The organism is Mangrovibacterium lignilyticum (genome assembly GCF_010882175.1).
Lineage (GTDB): Bacteria > Bacteroidota > Bacteroidia > Bacteroidales > Prolixibacteraceae > Mangrovibacterium > Mangrovibacterium lignilyticum.
In genome coordinates, this window is the sequence record NZ_WKLH01000001.1 from 763,737 (window position 1) to 784,914 (window position 21,178).

Annotated in this window: 15 protein-coding genes and 2 tRNA genes; 8 read left to right on the forward strand and 9 right to left on the reverse strand. The window is 42.9% G+C overall.

From position 1 onward, the window contains the following. Window positions 1-39 precede the first annotated feature (39 nt). Both GJV22_RS03080 and GJV22_RS03085 read right to left on the reverse strand, forming a co-directional pair. Window positions 40-1,137 (reverse strand): DUF4831 family protein, encoded by a 1,098-nt coding sequence (locus tag GJV22_RS03080; RefSeq protein WP_163708536.1) that lies wholly within the window; start codon window positions 1,135-1,137, stop codon window positions 40-42. A 262-nt stretch (window positions 1,138-1,399) separates the two neighbouring features. Continuing rightward, on the reverse strand, window positions 1,400-2,914 hold the full coding sequence (locus GJV22_RS03085) for an NAD(P)H-hydrate dehydratase (protein WP_163708538.1): 1,515 nt from the start codon (window positions 2,912-2,914) through the stop codon (window positions 1,400-1,402). A gap of 229 nt (window positions 2,915-3,143) precedes the next feature. Between GJV22_RS03085 and GJV22_RS03090 the strand changes: the two genes are divergently transcribed. The 3 genes from GJV22_RS03090 (at window position 3,144) to GJV22_RS22110 (ending at window position 6,458) form a co-directional block, all read left to right on the forward strand. Next, complete coding sequence (locus GJV22_RS03090) at window positions 3,144-4,673, forward strand: peptide MFS transporter (RefSeq protein ID WP_163708540.1); 1,530 nt, start codon at window positions 3,144-3,146, stop codon at window positions 4,671-4,673. Window positions 4,674-4,822: 149 nt separating this feature from the next. Beyond that, the gene (locus tag GJV22_RS03095) at window positions 4,823-6,280 is read left to right on the forward strand and encodes an NAD(P)/FAD-dependent oxidoreductase (RefSeq protein ID WP_163708542.1); all 1,458 of its coding nucleotides are present in this window, start codon (window positions 4,823-4,825) and stop codon (window positions 6,278-6,280) included. Between the two features lie 16 nt (window positions 6,281-6,296). Next, window positions 6,297-6,458 (forward strand): hypothetical protein, encoded by a 162-nt coding sequence (locus GJV22_RS22110; RefSeq protein WP_205461728.1) that lies wholly within the window; start codon window positions 6,297-6,299, stop codon window positions 6,456-6,458. Window positions 6,459-6,512: 54 nt separating this feature from the next. Here the strand turns inward: GJV22_RS22110 and GJV22_RS03100 are convergent, their stop codons facing one another. The 3 genes from GJV22_RS03100 to acs all read right to left on the reverse strand — a co-directional run bounded on the left by GJV22_RS03100 (window position 6,513) and on the right by acs (window position 13,243). Further along, window positions 6,513-7,433, reverse strand: coding sequence for a putative 2-dehydropantoate 2-reductase (locus tag GJV22_RS03100; RefSeq protein ID WP_163708545.1), 921 nt, complete (start codon window positions 7,431-7,433; stop codon window positions 6,513-6,515). 143 nt (window positions 7,434-7,576) lie between these two features. Further along, entirely contained in the window at window positions 7,577-11,044 is a 3,468-nt protein-coding gene (locus GJV22_RS03105; RefSeq protein WP_163708548.1) for a hypothetical protein, read from the reverse strand. 285 nt (window positions 11,045-11,329) lie between these two features. Beyond that, window positions 11,330-13,243 (reverse strand): acetate--CoA ligase, encoded by a 1,914-nt coding sequence (acs, locus tag GJV22_RS03110; protein WP_163708551.1) that lies wholly within the window; start codon window positions 13,241-13,243, stop codon window positions 11,330-11,332. 385 nt (window positions 13,244-13,628) lie between these two features. Here acs and GJV22_RS03115 point away from each other — a divergent pair, with 385 nt between their 5' ends. The 4 genes from GJV22_RS03115 (at window position 13,629) to GJV22_RS03130 (ending at window position 16,441) form a co-directional block, all read left to right on the forward strand. Then, entirely contained in the window at window positions 13,629-14,690 is a 1,062-nt protein-coding gene (locus GJV22_RS03115; RefSeq protein ID WP_163708554.1) for an NAD-dependent epimerase/dehydratase family protein, read from the forward strand. Between the two features lie 6 nt (window positions 14,691-14,696). Then, on the forward strand, window positions 14,697-15,347 hold the full coding sequence (locus GJV22_RS03120; protein ID WP_205461729.1) for an NAD(P)H-binding protein: 651 nt from the start codon (window positions 14,697-14,699) through the stop codon (window positions 15,345-15,347). A 145-nt stretch (window positions 15,348-15,492) separates the two neighbouring features. After that, window positions 15,493-15,933 (forward strand): hypothetical protein, encoded by a 441-nt coding sequence (locus GJV22_RS03125; RefSeq protein WP_163708557.1) that lies wholly within the window; start codon window positions 15,493-15,495, stop codon window positions 15,931-15,933. A 232-nt stretch (window positions 15,934-16,165) separates the two neighbouring features. Then, the gene (locus GJV22_RS03130) at window positions 16,166-16,441 is read left to right on the forward strand and encodes a hypothetical protein (protein WP_163708560.1); all 276 of its coding nucleotides are present in this window, start codon (window positions 16,166-16,168) and stop codon (window positions 16,439-16,441) included. A gap of 168 nt (window positions 16,442-16,609) precedes the next feature. Here the strand turns inward: GJV22_RS03130 and GJV22_RS03135 are convergent. The 3 genes from GJV22_RS03135 to GJV22_RS03145 all read right to left on the reverse strand — a co-directional run bounded on the left by GJV22_RS03135 (window position 16,610) and on the right by GJV22_RS03145 (window position 18,256). After that, a tRNA-Val gene (locus tag GJV22_RS03135) sits at window positions 16,610-16,684 on the reverse strand. A 105-nt stretch (window positions 16,685-16,789) separates the two neighbouring features. Continuing rightward, a tRNA-Val gene (locus GJV22_RS03140) sits at window positions 16,790-16,867 on the reverse strand. An 87-nt stretch (window positions 16,868-16,954) separates the two neighbouring features. After that, window positions 16,955-18,256, reverse strand: coding sequence for a bifunctional folylpolyglutamate synthase/dihydrofolate synthase (locus GJV22_RS03145; RefSeq protein ID WP_163708563.1), 1,302 nt, complete (start codon window positions 18,254-18,256; stop codon window positions 16,955-16,957). Window positions 18,257-18,386: 130 nt separating this feature from the next. Between GJV22_RS03145 and GJV22_RS03150 the strand changes: the two genes are divergently transcribed. Next, window positions 18,387-19,718: a PhoH family protein gene (locus tag GJV22_RS03150; RefSeq protein ID WP_163708567.1), complete on the forward strand. Its 1,332-nt coding sequence runs from the start codon at window positions 18,387-18,389 to the stop codon at window positions 19,716-19,718. Window positions 19,719-19,796: 78 nt separating this feature from the next. Here the strand turns inward: GJV22_RS03150 and GJV22_RS03155 are convergent, their stop codons facing one another. Continuing rightward, window positions 19,797-21,098 (reverse strand): hypothetical protein, encoded by a 1,302-nt coding sequence (locus GJV22_RS03155; protein WP_163708571.1) that lies wholly within the window; start codon window positions 21,096-21,098, stop codon window positions 19,797-19,799. Between the last annotated feature and the right edge of the window lie 80 nt (window positions 21,099-21,178).

The following is a 21,178-nucleotide window of genomic DNA, read 5'->3' on the forward strand; positions in this document are numbered from 1 at the left end:
TCGTTCTTAAAAACCATCGAACCGGAATCTGGTTCAAGATTATTTTGTACTAACGCTTTTTATTGCCCCTGTTGACGGATGAAACTGAATCGTATGGCTTCCATCCAACAACTCTTCCGGTAAAGGTAAAATGGTGCCAAACTGAGCCACATCCAAACGAGCAAAAGCCATAAGAGTGATTCCATTCATCAATCGGAACTCGCCTTTACCCGGCGCGCGGTAATATACGCCGCTGGAGTTCATTGTTTCGCCACCCGATGTATTTTGCTTAGCCTGAGCCGAAGTGAGATCATCCAGTTTCTTCAATTCAACCTGCATTGGTTTTCCACTTAAATCGGTTTTCGGAACAACACCTTTTGTTTCCGAAAAACGAAAAACGACTTCTCCTGAAACCGAACTCTCGCCCGGAATAAAGTCGAATGTATAATGATAGGTACCGGTATAAGTTTTACCGATAAAAAGGGAAACATATTCATTCTCCAACTTATCCAACTCATCAACCATCACCTTGTAGGCTTTACCATCGGGCAACTGTTCCTCGTATCCGTTTGCCAACGTTTTGAATCTGCGCTTACGCAATTTCGTTACGGTATGAGCTGCTTCCTGAGCTTTCTGCTGTAAGGTTTTTGCAATGATGACGTTTCCGGATGCTGAATCAGGCTTCTCGAAAAACGGATTCAAAGACAAATCTTTAAACGGGAAATCCGGAACCGGCTGATCTTCCAGAAAAGTTGTAACCGGCGCTTCTGTCGAGCTTGTCAACACCTCGGCATTTATTCCTGCAATAACACCTGCATCCGTCAAATCAACCAACGAACCCACCATGCCTTTCGCTTTGTAGACTTGCTGAGGATCAGGTTCACTATAGGTTTCGATCTGAATTCCGGTTATTGCCCACTTCTCCCGATCTCCAATCGGTGCATTTTTAAGCCCCAACATAACTTCAGCAAATTGCGCATAGGGACCGGCAAACAATTTTTCGCGGGTTGCAGTAACATGTATGCGCACTCCTGTTCGGGGCAAACTGTACAAAACACCATCCGTCATAACTGGTGTGATATTTTTGTCGCTACGTTGCGCTTCGGTTTGCATACCAAAGCCGATTAACAGGAATAATAAAACGAATCTGATTTTCATGGTCTTCTTGTTTAATGTCACGGTTCTTTCTTTCAAAAACCTGCTTTTTGTTTTCTATCTCATAAAATGAAGGACTTGTTATTCGAAAACCATATTCGAATGTTTTCAAAATAACAGGTTTGCCCAAAAGTAACGAATCACGATGCAAAAGTGTTAGAATTTATACTTAAAAATTGCTAACGGCTAATCTGAGTTCGGCTAAGAACATGAAGCTATCGAAACCTGTTTGCGAAATGAGAATTAGAGCTGCTCGTTGATCCTACTACTTCTTCAACTTGCAGAAAGCTTGTCCTAAACTATCAACAATATCACTGGATATCAATGCTTCCTGTCCAAAAGTCTCCTTGGCCACATCGCCAGCCAATCCATGTAAATAAACAGCCAGCAAAGCTGCTTCCCGGGGCGAATAGCGCTGCGCCAACAGGCCCAAAACGATTCCGGTTAAAACATCACCACTGCCGGCAGTTGCCATTCCCGGATTCCCGGTTGTATTAAAAAAGACTTTGCCATCAGGACAACTAATACTGGTGAAAGCACCCTTCAAGACAATAATGACTTTGTATTTTTGAGAGAAGTCGCGCTGCATTTGTAACCGGGTATACGAATCAGAAAACTCCCCTGCCAGCCGTTCAAACTCCTTGGGATGTGGCGTTAAAATCGAGTTCTCCGGTAGAAAATCGTACCAATCCTTGTGCATCGACAAAATATTCAGCGCATCGGCGTCTAACACCAACGCTTTAGGTTTTGCCATCAATAATTCCTTCAGGGCCCGTTGGGAGTTTGGTTTTTGTCCTAATCCGGGTCCCAGGCCAACAGCGGAGAATTGCTCAAGATCCGGGAATTCGGTAAACATCAAATCTGACGCATCAATCGAACACATGGCCTCCGGAACAGCAACCTGCAGAATCGGAGAACCGGAATGCGGAACATGTGCTGTCAAAAGCCCTGTTCCGGATCGCAAACAGGCTTTCGATGCCAAAACGGCAGCCCCCATTTTCCCGTACGCTCCCGCAATTAACAGCGCATGACCATAAGTGCCTTTGTGTGAGAAGTTCGCTCGTTTCTTTAAAATAGGCGAAACAGAACTTTCATCTAAAAAATAATAGGGCGTTTCTTTTTGCTGAATAGCATCTTTATGCAAGCCAATTGGAAGCACTTCCCACTGCCCCAGAATCGGCTCGTGCTCCGGAAAGAAAAAGCTCAGTTTGGGGAACTGAAAAGTCAGCGTGTAGTTAGCCCTAACCACCTCGTTCAAATTATTGATCGAATTATCCTCTCCGAACAAACCGCTTGGGATATCAATAGCCAGAATCTCAGCCGGAGAGCTATTCAGATGTCCAACTAATTTTACAGCCAGCCCATCCAATGGTCGATTCAGACCGGATCCGAACAAACCGTCAACGATCAGAGCTGTTTCGGGGATCGCCGGGAAATCACTTTCGTTTTGAATATGGCGAATTTCAACCTTCCCCTGTTCCTTCAATCGCTTTTCATTTACTGCGGGAGAACCTTTCAAGGGCTTTCCAACGTCCAGTAAATAAAGCTGACAAGAATAATCCTGCTCGGCCATAAGTCGAGCAATGGCCAAAGCATCACCGCCATTATTTCCTGGGCCAACAAAGAAACAAAGCTGCCTCTCATTTGAAATATTTTGAATAAGCCAATTCACAATTTGGAGTGATGCCCGCTCCATTAAATCAATATCTACTATTGGCTCATTTTTTATGGTGTACTGATCAATCTCTGCAATTTGCTGACTTGTAAATACTTTCTTCATTTTAGGTCTGTTTTTTATAAAAATCCGACAAACGGATCTTAATAAATTAAAAAATTTTATGCAAAACCAAAGAAAAAACCAAAATGATGCATCTATCAAAATTCAGAAAATTATCTTTAATATCGATCAATTTAATAGAGAAGAATATCGAAACCATGACAAGTTTCAACTATTTGTTGCTGTTTAATTGATATTTTTGGTCGCTTTATAAACAAAATTATTCGGAATTATGAGTGTAGATAAGAACAAAGCTTTCTTCGGGCACCCGATTGGACTGTCAACTCTGTTCGCCAGTGAGATGTGGGAACGGTTTAGTTACTATGGGATGAGAGCCCTTTTGGTACTCTTCCTGACCGCAACTTTCGCATCAGGCGGATTTGAAATGGCAGAGCTCGATGCATTTACCATTTATGGTATTTTCACCGGGTTGGTTTATGTAACTCCAATCATCGGCGGTATTTTGGCCGACAAAGTACTGGGACAGCGGAAATCGATTTATATTGGTGGGCTAACCATGGCTGTCGGTCAATTACTATTGGCATCAAGCGCGTGGTTTCATGGCGAAGGTGTCGATGTAGAGTTCCGTCAAACCTTGTTTTATTCCGGTTTGGGTATTTTGATTGCCGGTAATGGCTTCTTCAAACCCAATATTTCAACCATGGTGGGTGAATTATACGATAACAATGACCCGCGCAAAGATGGTGGTTTCACCATTTTCTACATGGGTATTAATATCGGAGCTTTTCTTTCACCGCTTGTTGCCGGAAAGCTGGGAGAACAAGTTGCGTGGCAATATGGATTTTTATCAGCCGGTGTAGGTATGATTATCGGTACTGTTTGGTTTTTCCTGCGTAGCCATACACTTGGGCATATTGGTATGCCTCCGAAAGTAAAATCGGAACGCGTTCGCTTAATCCTAAGCGATTGGTTTAGCATTTTGATTTATGTCGCTTCTGTTATCGGAGCCATTTTTGCTGTGATTTTAGGTTGGGGCGCTTTACCTTCAGTGGTAAGCACAACCATCATCTATGTTATCGCAATCGCAGCTGTTTTATTCATCTTCTCAAGTATTTTCAAAGGTACTTCCGGTAAAACAGAATGGTCTCGCGTTGGTGTAATTCTAATTTTGGCTGTTTTTAATATTTTCTTCTGGAGTGGTTTTGAACAAGCCGGAACAACCTTCAATATTTTTGCCCGAGACAATACGCAGCGAATGATTGGCAACTGGGAAATTCCCGCAACATGGTTCCAAAGTGTAAACGCCGTTTTCATTGTCGTATTTGCACCACTCTTCAGTGTGCTTTGGACCGCCTTAGACCGTAAAAAAATAAATCCGAACACCCCAATGAAGTTTGCTTGGGGTATGATCATGCTTGCTTTGGGTTTTGTTATCATGGCCTTTGCTTACACAAGATCGACCAGTGGCGATGAAGTTCGTTTAGTTAGCCCGTTGTGGTTGTGTTTTGTATTCTTGCTGCACACTTTCGGCGAACTGTGCTTGTCTCCGATTGGTTTGTCAATGGTGACCAAATTATCGCCTCCCAAATTGGTCTCAACTATGATGGGAATTTGGATGGGCTCTTTTGCTGCAGGTAACTTTGTAGCTTCTCAAATGAAAGCGATTTCCATTAGGTTGCAAGATGCCTTGAACATGGATATCCAGGTTTTCTGGCTGATTGCCATTCAGTCAGCTATTATTGCAGCTATTCTGATCGTTTTAGCTCCTTGGTTAAAAAAGATGATGCATGGCATCAAATAACAATATTTAGTTTAAAAAAGGAAACCCGGGCAATCGTCCGGGTTTCCTTTTTTATCAGAACCTGATCTACAACACCATAATCCGTTTGTGTGCATTTTTGCCGTATCTTTAATTCAAACATTTGTCCACAAATTTAAATTTTAAGACTTATGGCAAAAGTTGTTGTTTTAGGTGCCGGAATTTCCGGTCATACTGCCGCCTCTTTCCTGAAAAAAATGTTAGGCTCAAAACATGAGGTAGTCGTTGTTTCCCCAAATCGCTATTATCAATGGGTTCCTTCAAACATATGGGTTGGTGTAGGCCGAATGAAGATCGACCAGGTACGTTTTCCGCTCGATAAAGTGTATCAAAAATGGGGAATCATATACAAACAAGCCAAAGCGTTGGAGTTTCATCCCGAAGGAGATCAGGAGAACAATTCCCCTTTTGTTACAATCGAATATGTTGCCAATGCTGAAAAAGGACAACGTGAGAAAGTCAGCTACGACTACCTGGTAAATGCGACTGGCCCGAAACTAAACTTCGACGCCACTCCCGGATTAGGCCCCGGCAAATTTTCCCAATCGGTTTGCTCTTATGATCATGCAGCGCATTCGTGGGAGGCATTGCAACAGTCGATAAAAGCAATGGAAAACGGGCAGATGCAGCGTCTGCTGATCGGAACGGGTCACCCAAGTGCCACCTGCCAGGGAGCCGCTTTTGAATATGCCTTAAATATCGCTTTCGAACTGAAACGCAAAAAGCTAAGCCACATGGCTGAAATTACCTGGATTACCAATGAGTACGAGTTAGGTGATTTCGGCATGGGTGGAGCATTCGTGAAACGCGGAGGTTACATAACCTCAACAAAGGTGTTTACCGAGTCTGTACTGACTGAAAACAACATTAAATGGATTAAACGAGCAGGAGTTACCAAAGTAGAAGATGGAATCGCCCATTACGAAACATTGAGCGGAGAGCAAAACACCAAGGATTTTGATTTTGCCATGCTAATTCCGGCATTTAAAGGTCAGGATTTTAAAGCATACGACAAATCCGGAGAAGATATTACAGCAAAAGTATTCGCGCCAAACGGATTTATGAAAGTTGACGCCGACTACACCCCCAGAGCCTATGAAAGCTGGACAGTCGAAGAATGGCCGAAGACCTACCAAAGTCCGGTGTACCCGAACATGTACGCCACAGGTATTGCCTTTGCACCACCACATGGAATTTCGAAACCAATGAAAAGTCCAACCGGCCTGTCCATCACACCTTCACCACCCAGAACGGGAATGCCATCGGGCGTAACCGGAAAAATTGTGGCTCAAAACATTGCACACTTTATCAAACACGGCGAAACTGAGCACAAGCACACCGCCAGCATGGGCAAAATGGGTGCTGCCTGCATCGTTTCAGCCGGATTTAGTATGACCAGGGGACTCGGTGCAACCATGACAGTCTCTCCTATTGTTCCGGATTGGCAACGCTACCCGGAATGGGGTCGCGACATTAAAGCAACTGTCGGCGAAGTGGGATTGGCAGGCCACTGGATCAAACTCTTTCTACATTACATGTTTATCCACAAAGCAAAGGGATACCCATTTTGGTGGCTTCTTCCCGAATAACTAAAAACGAACTGTTATGGAAAAGAAAATTGAAATACGAGCTTACAAGGATGAATTTTATCCTCCGGTTCCGACAAAGGCAACCAAATTCTGGAGAACTAATCTTGTTTACCAGATTTATAAATTTCTAAGACTGAATTATAAAATAATGCGAATTGTTGTGAAAGGTCACTCTTGAGTTATGTGTGGGGCTAAAAGTAGAAAGGAACCCCTAAGCGGCGTTCCTTTTCTGTTAGAAACCGTTGGCATGATTGTAAAAATGTAATTGTTTTTCGAGCATTTCAACTTTTCTCATCTGAAATCCGTTCCGTTTCGCTTGCAGCAATGGCTGGCTGTAAATTGCGTCAATTTCCATCGGCCGTTTATAGTCATAATCAAGTTTCATACTCGGCGCATACGGTTTCATAGCAGCAGTCATCGCCATCATTTTATCAGCAAATTCGCGCTTCAACGGCACACCACATGCATTTGCACCATCAACGACTTCGTACATCATTTCCAAAGCCAGATTCTTCCCTGTTTCATGAGCCATAATCTGATCAGTCGTTGAATTCAACACGACCGTTAAACCATTGAATGGTATATTCCATACTAGCTTCTGCCAGCGCGCAAAATACAAATCGTCAGTAACCAGGCAAGGGACTCCCGACTGTGAAAAATCATAACCAACCTGATTCAAAACAGCTAAATCTCTGAGGTTAAAAGCCCCCAATATCAGCTTTCCCAAATCAAGGTGATGAATATGCCCCGGCCCCACTTTGTTGGAACAAATAAAGGCCAAACCTCCGGCAATTTGTGTATGAGGAAATTCGGCGGCAATTTCCTCTTCAATTCCTAAGCCATTTTGAATCAATAAAACGAGGCTATCTTCGTGCAGCAAAGGTTGAAGTAGTTCTTTTAAGAGCTTATTGTTAGTCGTTTTCAAACAGACCAAGACCACATCAATCTTCGGCATATCTGTAGTAGAAGAGAAAGCCGATGCCGGTTTTATTATGAAATCACCGTCACGAGAATCAACTTTCAATCCATTTTGCTTTACCAACTGATAGTCCGAATGCAATAAAAAATGAACATTGTGACCGGATTTGGCAAGTTTCCCTCCATAAAACCCTCCAAGGGCACCAGTTCCAATAACTGCATAAGTAAGTTTCATTTTGTATCCTTTTTCTGCAATTAATAAAAGCGACTTCATCCTCGCATGATTCCATCCCTGATGAATTATACACGCAAAAAGTTCACCTAAAAAAGAGAGGGAGCTAAATAAGCTCCCTCTATATCTCAATTTAAATATAAGATCTATTCTTCGATTGGTTGCATTGGATCAACACCTAAAGATCCTTCCAATTCTTTCAAATATGAAGGACTGCTTACAGTTTCCAATTTCGATTTCGCCAATTTTAATTTAGACGGTAAATCTAAACGGACAGCTGTTGACGCAAAGTTTTTGCGACTTAGAATGTCTTCCATATACGCTACGTTTTTAGTCCACAGGGCTACATCGCGTTTTTGTTTTTCAACCAAACGAGCTTTGTACCAATCGCTGCTTAATACAGCTTCACGGGCAAATAACGCACGAATTGCAGGATCGTTGCGATCCTTACCCTTGTATGTACCATCGGCCATGATGTGAACAAGAGCTTTCAACGGAGGACACAATCTTTCAACTGAACCATCTTTAAGTAACCCTTCGGCAACACGTTTTTGTGTAATTGAAAGGTTCTCGATCGAGGCAACAAAGGTATCCATATCTTGTAATTCCGGACGCAACATGTCTTCGCTGAAAACGGCATCGGGCTTACTGAAGATACGAGCCATAAAATGCTTCACGAAGTTACCTGTAATGCGGTAACCGAGTAAGCTGGCATCAACTTTTTTACCATTGTATTCAAAGTCCTCAACTTTTTCAAGGTATCCTTTTTCGATCAGGTATTTAGGATCACGTTCAGCAACCGACATCCGACACCAAATTTCAGGAATCAACAAACTAACATCGTGATCCACTTTATATTTTGGTCCAACATATCCGGCAGCAGTACTAAATCCGCTATAATTTGTCAAAATATATGACAGGAATGCATTATTCAAATCAGCAGCAGGCAATAAGCTATTGAAAGGTCCTTTTGTTAAAGCACCTTCAGAACCGAAACCTGTAGTTGATGGCGATTTACCAGTGATACTCGAGATATAATCGATGAACAATTCAGGCAATTCCTGATAATGAATAGGATTATATAAAGCCAATGGCGGTACGTTATTCTCTGGTTCTGCAGGGTTGTTACGACGACCTGGCAGAACTGCGTTAACCGGCATGAACAATGGCTCATCCAACGGGATTTTCCGGAAAATGCGTGTTGCTATTTCACCAACATATTTTTCAATCGGATCAACCAGATCAGGACGCGTTTGCAAATAACGTGGGTTTTTTGATGGTTTTCCATTCACCAAGCGTGGTTCAGAAGGAACAACCAAATATTCCGGAGATTTTTCTGCCAGGAACTTATTGATCAGGTCTTTTACCGGTTGAGTATACAACTCGAAACCAATCGCATCATCTTTAATTTCCTGAACCTGCTCGCGGTTCAACGGTTCAAAGTTTGACGTGAAAGTACCCGAACTCATCAAATCTTTTTCACCTTGTTTGTCGTATCCTTTAATGATACAATCATCAGGACGCTGGAACAAACGAGCCTCGCAGTTTTTCACAATCTTTACACTCGGATCTTTATATTCCGGGTTCAGATTCGAAAGCTTTGATGCATCCAAAACAATAGAAGCCGTGATATCATCTTCGACCTGCACTTTGGCTGATGGGTTGAAATCCTGACGCATCAGGAAGATCCGCCATGAACCATCAACATCGTGACCGACACGCAGGTAGTTCGATAAAAGCTTACTATTTTGGAATTTCAATTCGTTACCCGGATTTCCGTTTACTTTATCAACGGAGAAATATTTCCGCCAGTCAGTATCCCAATCCTCGGTGTAGTTTCCTTTGATGACGTATATCAGCACCTTGATGCGCTGAGGCAAAGATGCTAACCATGCGTTATATTCGTCAGTATACAAATCATTTTGTGTCAACAATTTAATTACTGATCCCAATGAACGTTTCGGACTTAAAATGTGGCGTGGTTTATTGACCGAATAATCAGCTGGAACTTTGAAGCGGTTAGAGAAGTCATGTGCCATGATTTCTTCAACCAAATCCAAATCTTCAGTTAAATCACCAACAATGTATGATCCTTGGATCATCGCATCTTTGATGGATTTTGAAATTTCTGATTTACCACCTCCGGAAACAGTACATGGTTTATGACATAAAGTTCCTTCAGCATACGTACCTGTTAAGTGCCATTTCGGCCCTTCGATACGCTTCTTCATCTCAATTTTATACCCGTTTGGATAAATGTAATATTTATACGGCAACAGCTTGATCGACTGTGTTTCAGCGCCTTGTTTCCAACTAACACTTTGTGTATTCAAATCGAAGACCGCGTCTTCCGGTACGTAGACTACGCTTTTGTGGTTCTTGTCAATGGCATATCCTTCCGGTTGAAGATCTAACAAGTCGGCAAACTGGTAGATGAACGAAGCAAAGTTCAATCCATTTGAAGGAATACGCTCGTCAATGTAGCATTTTTCACCTAAGTTGTAACTGCGGAAAGCAATTGCTCCACCGGCATGTTCTTCTTCAGCATAACCAAACAAGTTTGCCGAATAACCGATCATTGTTTTCACTTCTTTCTTACAGTAACCATAGTAGTTATCTGCAATTAAAGTAATCACAACACCACGTTCATCACGACAAGTGATTTTAAAGGCACTTCCGTCGTTGTATTTTTCATCTTCTGATTTCCAACACATGCTGTCACGACGTTGGCGCTCTGTTGCATTGTCGTAATGCGGCAAGCCCAATTCTTTTTTAGTCAGCGTTAACAAGTGTGGAGCCAAAATAACACAGCCGGTATGTCCGGTCCAGTTTTCCGGAGCCAATGCAGCATCGTTTTCAGGTAAGAAGGGGTCCCCCGCGTTACCGAAAATTGATTCAACAAAGTCGAGGTTCGACACCAGGCTACCCGGAGCAAGGAAAGCAATTTCCATTGATTTCTCACGAATAACACCAGGCACTTCAGGAACAACGATTGGCCGTAGCATTAAGCTTACAAATAATTCTGCCGGTTCTTCCTGGTTAGCCGTAAACGGCAAGGTCATGATGTCTTTTGGTGGAGTTAATGCGTTTTGCAACAATTTACAGAAAGTTGCTTTTGGAACGGACTTCTTGTCATCCGGGATAGGTAATCCTCCTTCTGCGATATGGAAAACGCCTTTTGTTGTACGGCGGTCTTCCTTGGGATTGTTCAAAACCCCTTGAGCTGTACGGTAAGTTTTAATGATGTCTGTCTCGTAATAGTCAGCTCCCGGCGGAATTGAAATAATTCTTGCCAGACCGTGACGATCGAGAATAAATGGATTGTCCGGAAAATCGATCGAATTATCACCGGGGACATCGCTTAAGTAGTCTTCCAGAAAATTCCGGATGCGCATGCCCATAGGTGATGCATTATTGGATAACAATCTTGACTTGATGTTATAGTTATTCAATAACGGCTTCGCAATCTCCAGTAAATCATTTTTGATACCGTTGTTCGAAGTCGGATAACCATCGGCTGCCAGTTTGAGGTTGATGTATTGGATCTTTTTTTTCTCTGACACCTCTGGCTCATTTACATCAGAGCCAATTCCAAAGGTTCTGTTTACAGTCATGGTTTTTGTTTTATTATAAAATTTAAGATTATGGATCCTCGAAACTTCTTCTTCACAAAACGTGGCATCATATCGTTGATAAGCGCCTAATGTTTCATTACGTTTTCATGTTGAGATAAGTTCCTTGGTACCATTTTGAAAGCTTTTTCAACTTTCGCCCACCAAAATTAAACTAAAAAAAATGCGAAAGAAGGATCAAAAGCCGCCAGCATACAAGCTTAACACAAAAATTACACCGCCTGATATTTACAAATACAGACGTATGCAAGCTTCTAAATTGTTGAATTAATGCTTCACATCAACCAAGGCTGAATCAATTATCTGCCCGACAATATCCTCATCCAAAAGCGTACTAATGTCCCCTAAGTTGGTCGCATCGCCTTCCGCTATTTTTCGCAAAATACGTCTCATTATCTTACCGCTCCGGGTTTTGGGTAGTCCCGGAACAATTTGCACCAAGTCTGGTCGTGCAATCGGGCCAATTATCTTGGTCACCCCTTGTTTAATACTTCGACGAATACCCTCTTCACCGCCAGTTGACAACTCCGGACACACCACAAAGGCATAAATCCCTTGTCCTTTAATTGCATGAGGGTAACCAACCACCGCCGATTCATTGACCAACGGGTGTTCGTTGATGGCATTTTCGATTTCAGCCGTGCCAAGCCGGTGACCCGATACATTAATTACATCATCCACTCGCCCTAAAATTCGGTAATATCCGTCTTCGTCGCGCCGTACACCGTCGCCGGTGAAATAGTAATTTTTAAAAGTTGAAAAATAAGTATCTCTGAAACGCTCATGATCTCCCCAAATGGTTCTCGCCATGCCAGGCCACGGAAACTTGACACAAAGATTGCCTTCAACCGAATTTCCTTTGAGCTCCTTCCCTTCATTATCGACAATGACAGGCAGCACTCCCGGAAGCGGCAAGGTTGCAAACGATGGCTTGGTTGGTGTTATTCCGGCTAGGGGAGAAATCAGCACACCACCGGTTTCGGTTTGCCACCAGGTATCAACAATAGGACAACGATTTTTCCCCACATGATCGTGGTACCAGTGCCAGGCATCTTCGTTGATGGGTTCACCTACTGTCCCCAAAACTTTTAGAGAGTCAAGGGCTTTCCCTGCCAAATATTCGTTCCCCAACGAGAGAAGTGAACGAATAGCCGTTGGAGCAGTGTAAAATTGATTGACTTTGTGTTTATCCACAATATCCCAAAACCGCCCGGCATCAGGCCAGGTTGGTGTACCTTCGAACATGAGGGTTTGAGCTCCGTTCAACAATGGTCCGTACACGATGTAGGAATGACCGGTAATCCAACCAATATCGGCCGTACAGAAATAGACATCTCCACGGCTGTACTGAAATACATTGCGGAAAGTGTATGCCGTATAAACCATGTAACCGGCTACGGTATGCACAATCCCTTTGGGTTTTCCGGTAGAACCGGAGGTGTATAAAATGAATAACGGGTCTTCGGCGTCCATCTCCTCGGCCGGGCATTCCGTATCTTTTCCCTCCATTAAATCGTGCCACCAAATATCTCTTCCCGCCTTCATTTCAACGGGAGTATTGGTTCTTTTCAAAACCACAACAGATTCGACAACCGGGGAATGTTCCATTGCTTCATCAGCAATCTCTTTGAGTGGTGTAACTTTCGAGCCACGATAACCACCGTCGGATGTAATGACGACTTTAGCCCCGGCGTCATTTATTCGCTCACTCAATGACTGAGCTGAAAAACCGGCAAAAATGACGGAATGAATGGCACCGATTCGGGCACAAGCCAGCAAAGCAATTGCCAATTCCGGAACCATTGGCATGTACAATGCCACGCGATCACCTTTTTTCACTCCTAAGATTTTCAAGCTGTTGGCTAATTGATTGACCTTTTCATAGAGCTGCCGATAGGTCAATGTAATCGCCTCATCTGCCGGATCGTTTGGTTCCCAAATGATCGCTGTATTATTTCCGTGTGTGTAGAGATTCTTCTCAAAAATGCTTTCAGTAATGTTTAATTTCGCATTCACATACCAGTTTATGCTGGGCTCCTCAAAATTCCAATCAATAACTTTTTCCCAACGTTTCCGCCAGTAAAGGCACTCCGCTTGTTGTTCCCAAAAATCATCCGGGTTAGTCAAACTCTTCTGATACTCATGAAAATACCCTCCCAGTGTGTGAATCTTGTTAATCATTTTATTTCAGTTTATTGGTTTGATTTCAACGAGAAGCACTGAATGCTTTCATCTCCTAATTTAAACTTAATAAAAATAAGAAAAAAACAATTCGCGAAATAATAATCCACTACAATTGAATAAGTTCTACGCCGGGAAAAGTGTCATGATTTGGAGTTTTCGGAATAGATGATCTGGCAAATGTTAAATTCACAAAAACGTGATCAGTTTATTTTGAATTCTAAGTAAAAAGCCTTCACTTTACTTAATCATTTTTTGTTCTCCGGCCTATACATCCGATTTTCATCTCCCAATCGGAAAATAAAAGCAGCTTAACTTAGTTTTATTCTTATAACAAAAATTCAACTAGAACACCGGAAAGTAAAATTTGAAAACGCTGATATCAATGAAAAAAATTGATCGCTCCAAACCAATTCTTGTCACCGGCGGTACCGGCTATTTGGCTTCATGGATTATAAAACTCCTTTTAGAGGAAGGGTTGACCGTCCACACAACAGTTCGCAGCATCGGAGACGAACAGAAATACCAACACCTGCAGAATATTCAGCATCGCGCACATGGTCGATTAAAATTCTTTGAAGCTGATTTACTGATCGACGGATCATTTGACGATGCCGTGCGAGATTGTGAATTGATCATCCACACGGCTTCTCCTTTTCAACTTACAGGAATTAAGAACCCGGATAAAGAACTCATTCAACCCGCCTTGCAAGGCGTTCGAAACCTCTTCTTTTCAGCAGGAGAAACCAACACCGTCAAGCGCATCGTTTTAACATCCAGCATTGTTGCAATGGTTGGCGACACCATTGAAATTAAGGATTTACCGGAGACGCGCATCAACGAAGCCTCCTGGAATACCTCCAGCAGCCCCGATCATCAACCTTATCCGTATTCAAAAACAATAGCAGAACAAGAAGCCTGGCGACTAACAGAAAAGCTGAACAGTTTCGACCTGGTGGTCATAAATCCCGGCTTGATCCTGGGCCCCTCACTAAGTAAACGAGTCGACTCGACGAGTATCAGTCTTATGATTCAATTATGCTCGGGTAAATTTAAACAAGGTGTGCCTAAAGGAGCGCAAGCAATTGTTGATGTACGCGATATTGCTAAAGCTCACATTCAGGCAGGATTCATTCAGGAAGCCAGTGGTCGCCACCTGACTGCAGCTCACCTGAAAGATTTTCTGGATATTGCCCAGGTTATTCGCACCGGACACCCCAACTACCCTTTACCAACCAAATTTGTTCCTAAATGGCTTTTCAAACTCGTCGCCCCACTGTTTGGATACTCCCGCAAATTTGTCTCACGCAACGTTGGATACGACTTTACATTCGACAACTCCTACGCCAAAGATGATTTAAAACTCGAGTTTCTCCCCTTTGAACAAACAATAAATGATCACTTCAATCAACTGGTTAATGACAAATTAATACCGGATAAAACATAAATAATCATGAAAGCTCTCGTAATTGGTGCAACAGGATTGGTCGGAAAAGAATTAGTTCAGTTATTATTAAATCAAGATGAATTCAAAAAAATAGTGATTTTCGTTCGAAGAGAAACAGGCATTTCTCACCCCAAGCTGAAAGAGCGAATTGTCAACTTCAACCAACCTTCCGGTTGGGCCGACAAAGTAAAAGGAGATGTCTTATTTTCATGTTTGGGAACGACGATCAAAAAAGCGGGAAGTCAAGCAAATCAATATAAGGTTGATTTTACTTTTCAATACGAGACTGCTCAAACAGCGGCAAAAAACGGAGTCGCCCATTATGTCCTGGTGTCATCGAGTGGAGCAAACTCCGGATCACGAGTGTTCTATTCCAAAATAAAAGGAGAGTTGGAAGAAGCGGTTCTCCAACTACCATTCAAACAAATCACCATCTTACGACCGTCACTACTCCTGGGCGACCGCACTGAAAAACGAACGGCGGAAAAAATCGCTCAATCAATTATGCCTGTGCTGACGAACTTCATATTCAGAAAATACAGACCAATACACGGTGCAACCGTCGCTCAGGCGATGATAAATACAGTCATGATACCCGGGGGACGCCTAATTTACGAACTGGACGAAATCTTTTCATTAGCTGAATCAAGAAGTTGATCGCGACAAAAGATCAACCGGCCCATTTTAAAGAACAGTTGTCAATTTGTTGACAAATATTAACAGATTTAAAACCTATCTTCGTCACAGCAAATCAACCAAATGCTTGTGTTTGCGTTGTTATTGAAAACAAAATATACAAATCATGTACACTGGACTCTTACATCTTCACAACACTTTACGATGGATTATTCTCCTTGCCGCTTTAATTACCTTACTAAAATATTTTATCGGATGGTTCGGGCAAAAGCCTTGGGAAAAATCGGACAACATTTTAGGGATTATTTTCACCAGTTTAATGGACCTTCAGTTCTTAACCGGAATTACCCTTTATGCCTTTGTTAGTCCGATTACAGAAGCCGCGTTTCAGGACTTCGGTGCAGCCATGAAAAACGCCGATCTTCGATTTTACGCCGTCGAACATTTTGCAATGATGCTCATAGCTATTGCGTTGGTGCACATCGGCCGCGTAAAAAGCAAGAAAGCAAGCACCAGCAAATCCAAATTTGGAACCTCGCTTCTGTTTTTTGGCATCGCCTATATTATTATTTTGGCAGCCATTCCGTGGCAGCGGGTTATTGCATAAATTAAAGACACATAAAAGGCTGTCATGCATTGCGCTGACAGCCTTTCTTTATTCTGATGGGCTAATCCTTCACCAACGATTAGTGTTAATGCAAATGAATGAAGCAATTCAATCCAAAAAATTGCCCAACAAGCATTCTATATTCACTCAATAAAACGACCAACCTCAAATATTTCCGGGTTTTGTCTTTCGTCGAATAATCACTAACATTACTTCACTTAAACAGGAAAAAATGAAGATTGCCCTAGTTGCTCTAGCTGTGTTTCTTTTAAACCTCCCTTTTGGAGCCCTGAGAGGACGCGAACGAAAATATTCCTTTAAATGGTTTCTGTATATTCATCTTCCGATACCTTTTGTTATTTTGCTCCGCATCTACAGCGATATCGGGTTCGCATTATACACCTATCCAATCCTAGTCGGAGCCTTCTTTGGCGGACAGGTGATCGGTCGGAAGTTCATTAAATTGAAGCCTCAAACAGCTAGCAAGGAGACAAAAGACAAGCAGTAGATTTACGAGATATATCTGAGTGAACGATGACACGCTTCAGAAGTTCACTCAATCGAGACCCGTCGCAAATTCAATTAAAATTTATAGTCAAAAAAAAAGACTGGCTTGGGCACATCGACTTCATAACGCAAAAAGAGGAACACTATTTAAAAGTATTCCTCTTTTTTGTGGGCGGTGAGGGAGTCGAACCCCCGACCCTCTGGGTGTAAACCAGATGCTCTGAACCAACTGAGCTAACCGCCCGATTTATGTATTAATGTCTCTCGTTTTTTTGCCTGAGAAGGCTTTGTTTTTACCGCGACATTTGCCGGATAAAAAAAGCGGAACACTGACTGAAGTATTCCGCCGTGGTGGGCGGTGAGGGAGTCGAACCCCCGACCCTCTGGGTGTAAACCAGATGCTCTGAACCAACTGAGCTAACCGCCCGATTTCTTAGAGAACGTGTGCCCTTTCTGTTAAGGCGATGCAAATATAAATGCTTTTTTCTTCTTCCAAAAAGAAAACGTAAAAATTTTAAGAAAAATAATCAGCCACTACAAAGGTACTTCCGCCAACGAACACTAAATCATTGGAATTAGCGTCCTGCAAGGCTTTGTCCACTGCATCCTTCACATTAGGTACAACAATCCCGTTCAAGCCAAACATAGCTGCTTTTTGCGCAAATTCATGTGCATCGAGTGCTCGTGGGATACTTGCCTGGGTGAAAATATAATGTGCTTCGGCAGGCAATAGCGCCAAAACATGATCCAAACTTTTATCATTAACCATACCGATGACCATGTACAATTCTTTCCAGGCTGTTTGACGGATTTGCGTAACCAAATGACGAATCCCGGCTTCGTTGTGGCCGGTATCACAAACCACCATTGGGTTGGCTCCCACTATTTCCCAACGACCACGCAAACCTGTATTTTCACGCACCTTACTCAACCCTTTATAAATGTTTTCCAAAGTAATTGACCAACCTTGTTCCATAAGCAATTCAAAAGCTTTGAGAACACCGCCAATATTTTGGCGCTGATAAGCTCCCAACAAATCGGTCTGCAATCCTTCAAGGTATAGTTTTCCATCTTTGTGAAAATTGAACCGTTGCTGACCTATCGGCAGCAGCATGCTATAGCCAGCAGTGTATTCCTCATCGGCAAAATAGATGGGTGCGTCTTCTTCCTTTGCTTTTTCTACAAAAATGGAATTGTATTTCGCATTACTTTCTGAAATAATCACCGGAACTTTGAGTTTGATAATACCCGCTTTTTCTGCGGCAATCAAGGAAATTGAATCTCCCAACAACGCAGTATGATCCAAACTGATGTTGGTTATCAGCGACAAATTCGGCATGATGATGTTGGTCGAATCCAACCGGCCCCCTAAACCGACTTCAATTACTGCCACATCCACTTTCATTTGTTGGAAATACCAGAAAGCCATGGCGACCGTTATTTCGAAGAATGAAGGTTCCAGGCCCATCTTTTTATTCTGCCGTTCAAAATCACCGACAAAATCAATCACTGCCTGCTCGGTAATCATCTGTCCATTTACCCGAATCCGCTCCCGAAAATCAATTAAATGAGGGGATGTGTACAAACCAACCTTGCAACCTGACTCCTGAAGTACCGAAGCCAACATGTGCGAAACAGACCCTTTACCATTGGTTCCAGCAACATGAATCGTCTTAAAAAAACGGTGCGGGTGACCATACAATTCATCCAGTACAAGGGTGTTTCCAAGGGTGTTTTTATAGGCTGCAGCACCGGTCCGCTGGTACATGGGCAGCTGACTATATAAGTAATCTAAAATCTCCTGATAGCTTTTCATTTCTCACTCAATCACTTAAACCTTTATAATTAACAAGTGTCAATAACTCCTTCACATCTTTTGCTGTTTAAGCCGACCCGAATCCCTGATTTTTCATACATTGTATTCACAGACACTAAAATGTAAGCTTATGGCAGGCCGCAAACAAACTAAGATCTTCGTGTTGGACACGAATGTGATCCTTCATGACCACAACTGTATTTACCAGTTCAAAGATAATGATATCGTCATTCCGTTGACGGTTCTGGAAGAGTTGGATAAATTTAAAAAGGGAAATGACCCGATCAATTTCCAAGCACGTGAATTTGTGCGTGTTCTGGACGACATTGTCGGTGAGAAATTGTTTAATGGCGGCATTCAACTAAGTCCTGAATCAGGAAAACTGATTATTGCAACAGGAAAACCCTTCTCTGATTCGTTAAAACAATCGTTCAAAGAAGATATTCCCGATCACCGCATTTTGTCAGTTGCCGATTTTTATACCAAGGACAATCCAAAGCGATCGACCATTCTGGTAACCAAGGACATTAACCTGCGCATGAAGGCCAAGTCGCTGGGAATTATGTCTGAAGACTATGAAAATGACAAAATCAAAGACCCGCTGGTATTTGAAAAGTCAATAGTCGAGGTTGAAGGCTACAAAGACATGCTCATTGACGCTTTGTACAACGAGGGATCCATTCCATTTTCGGAGTCAGGGTTCGAAGAGGCTCCAATGCCCAATGAGTATTACATCCTGAAAGGAAACAAATCGAGCGTTCTTGCTCGCTACGAAGCCACATCCAAGCGTATGGTTCGGGTTGAAAAAAGAGTCGCTTACGGAATTAAACCACGCAATGCGGAACAAACCTTCAGCTTGAACTCCTTACTTAACCCCGATATTAAGCTGGTTTCGCTGAGCGGAAAAGCGGGAACAGGGAAAACTCTGTTGGCACTTGCTGCAGCCTTGGAGCAAAACAAAATGTATGAACAGATATTGCTGGCACGTCCAATTGTTGCCCTGAGCAACCGCGACTTGGGATATCTGCCCGGTGATGCAACGGAAAAGATCAGCCCGTACATGCAACCGCTGTTCGATAACTTGTCAGTCATCAAGCATGCTTTTAATCCCCGCAGCCAGGAATACCAAAAAATTGATGAGCTGTTGAAGGAAGAACGACTCATGATTACCCCTCTGGCATATATTCGTGGCCGAAGCTTGTCGAACGCCTTTTTCATTGTTGATGAGGCACAAAACCTGACCCCGCATGAAATAAAAACCATCATCACCCGTGCCGGTGAAGGCACAAAAATGGTGTTCACCGGAGACCTGCAACAAATTGACTCTCCCTACCTGGATTTCAAATCGAACGGCCTGGCCTACATGACCGACAAAATGAGAAACCAGGAATTATTCTCGCATGTAAATCTGGTGAAAGGAGAACGCAGCTATCTGGCAGAACTCGCCAGCGATTTGTTATAAACAACCAAAGCCCATAAATTTTACAAATAAGAAAAGACCGGTGATTACCGGTCTTTTGCTTTTTATCTCATTTCTCAATTAATTTCTTCGACTGCGTTGCTGTTTCTTCTCGCCACTCGAGCTCGAACGTTTCGAACTTGCCGCTTGCTCTTTCCGGCCACTTGACGATTGTTTGGCAACAGACTGTCCGGAAGACCGGCTACTTCGACTCACATTAGCACTGGAGCTCTTCCTGCTTTTGCTTGATTCAACCTTACGACTTTGCGTTGATCGGGCAGCAGAAGAACCGGAATTAGAGGATGGTGAAGTTTTTACTTTTGCTTGTCGGCTTGCTCCGGAGTTGGAATTGGTTGAGTTATTCGATTTTGCTTCATTCCGCTGGTAAGTCGACCGTCCTGAATTCGTTGAAGATGACTGCCCGCGAGTATATGATTGATTGGCAGAATTGCTGCTCTCATAGCTTCGCTTCTGTTGCCCGCTTTTCAATGGTTCCGCTTTTGAACGACTACTTTGAGTCGTTGTTGACGTGCTCGAACCGGTTCCCGTTGAAGTAGTTGTCCGTTGAGAATACCCCGGACGGGAACTGCTTGTGGAGCCGGACGAACTGACTCGCTGGCGCTGTTCGTTAACCGAACGGTTTCTGTTCATCTCATATTTGTTTGAATATCCGGAATTCCGGGATGAAAACGACCGATCCGGATGACGCTGTCCATAGTCGTTTCGGTGCACCTGGCGCTGAAGCTCTACTGCTCTTGGATTGTACCGTGAATTACTGTAATGATACGTATTTACATGATAATCGACGTGAACATGCAAGTGTTTATGATACCTGTAAGTTGGCAAACATCTGTAATGCCTGTATCTGGACGGATAATAGCCCCAGTAGTACGGTGAGTGCCAGACAACGTAAGTCGGGCGTAAAAACCAACTTAAGATCAGTGGTGCATGTACATAAACGGGATTAATAATGTAATTTGGACCGTACAGATACGGATCACCAACAACCTGCACATAAAAATGATTGTTCGTTTGACGACCGACATCAAAAGTCGCCACATCCTGGAAGATATTCCGATCCAACACGGCCTGGATGGTTACGGAGTGAATTCCATATTCGTACAGTTCAACAACTCTCAGGTAATCTACGAAACCGTCGTTGTTTAAATCCAGGTTCGAAATCTGCATTCGCGGATCATTCAACCGTTCCTCAAATTCCTGCAGATTTTGGGATTCCCCGAAAAGGTAAGCCACTGCTTCCAAATCCAGGTTATCACTCATATCGTAACCAACAGAACGAACATTATAACTGTGGTAATTTTGGGCAGAAGCTCCGAGCGACACCAAAGTCGCCATCAGTAATATGGTAAATTTTGTTTTCATCTTTTCCAGTTTTAGTTTGTTTCGGGTTAACTCATCCCCATTTCGAATTCGAAAATCGGGAGTAAATCAAGGTGCATCGA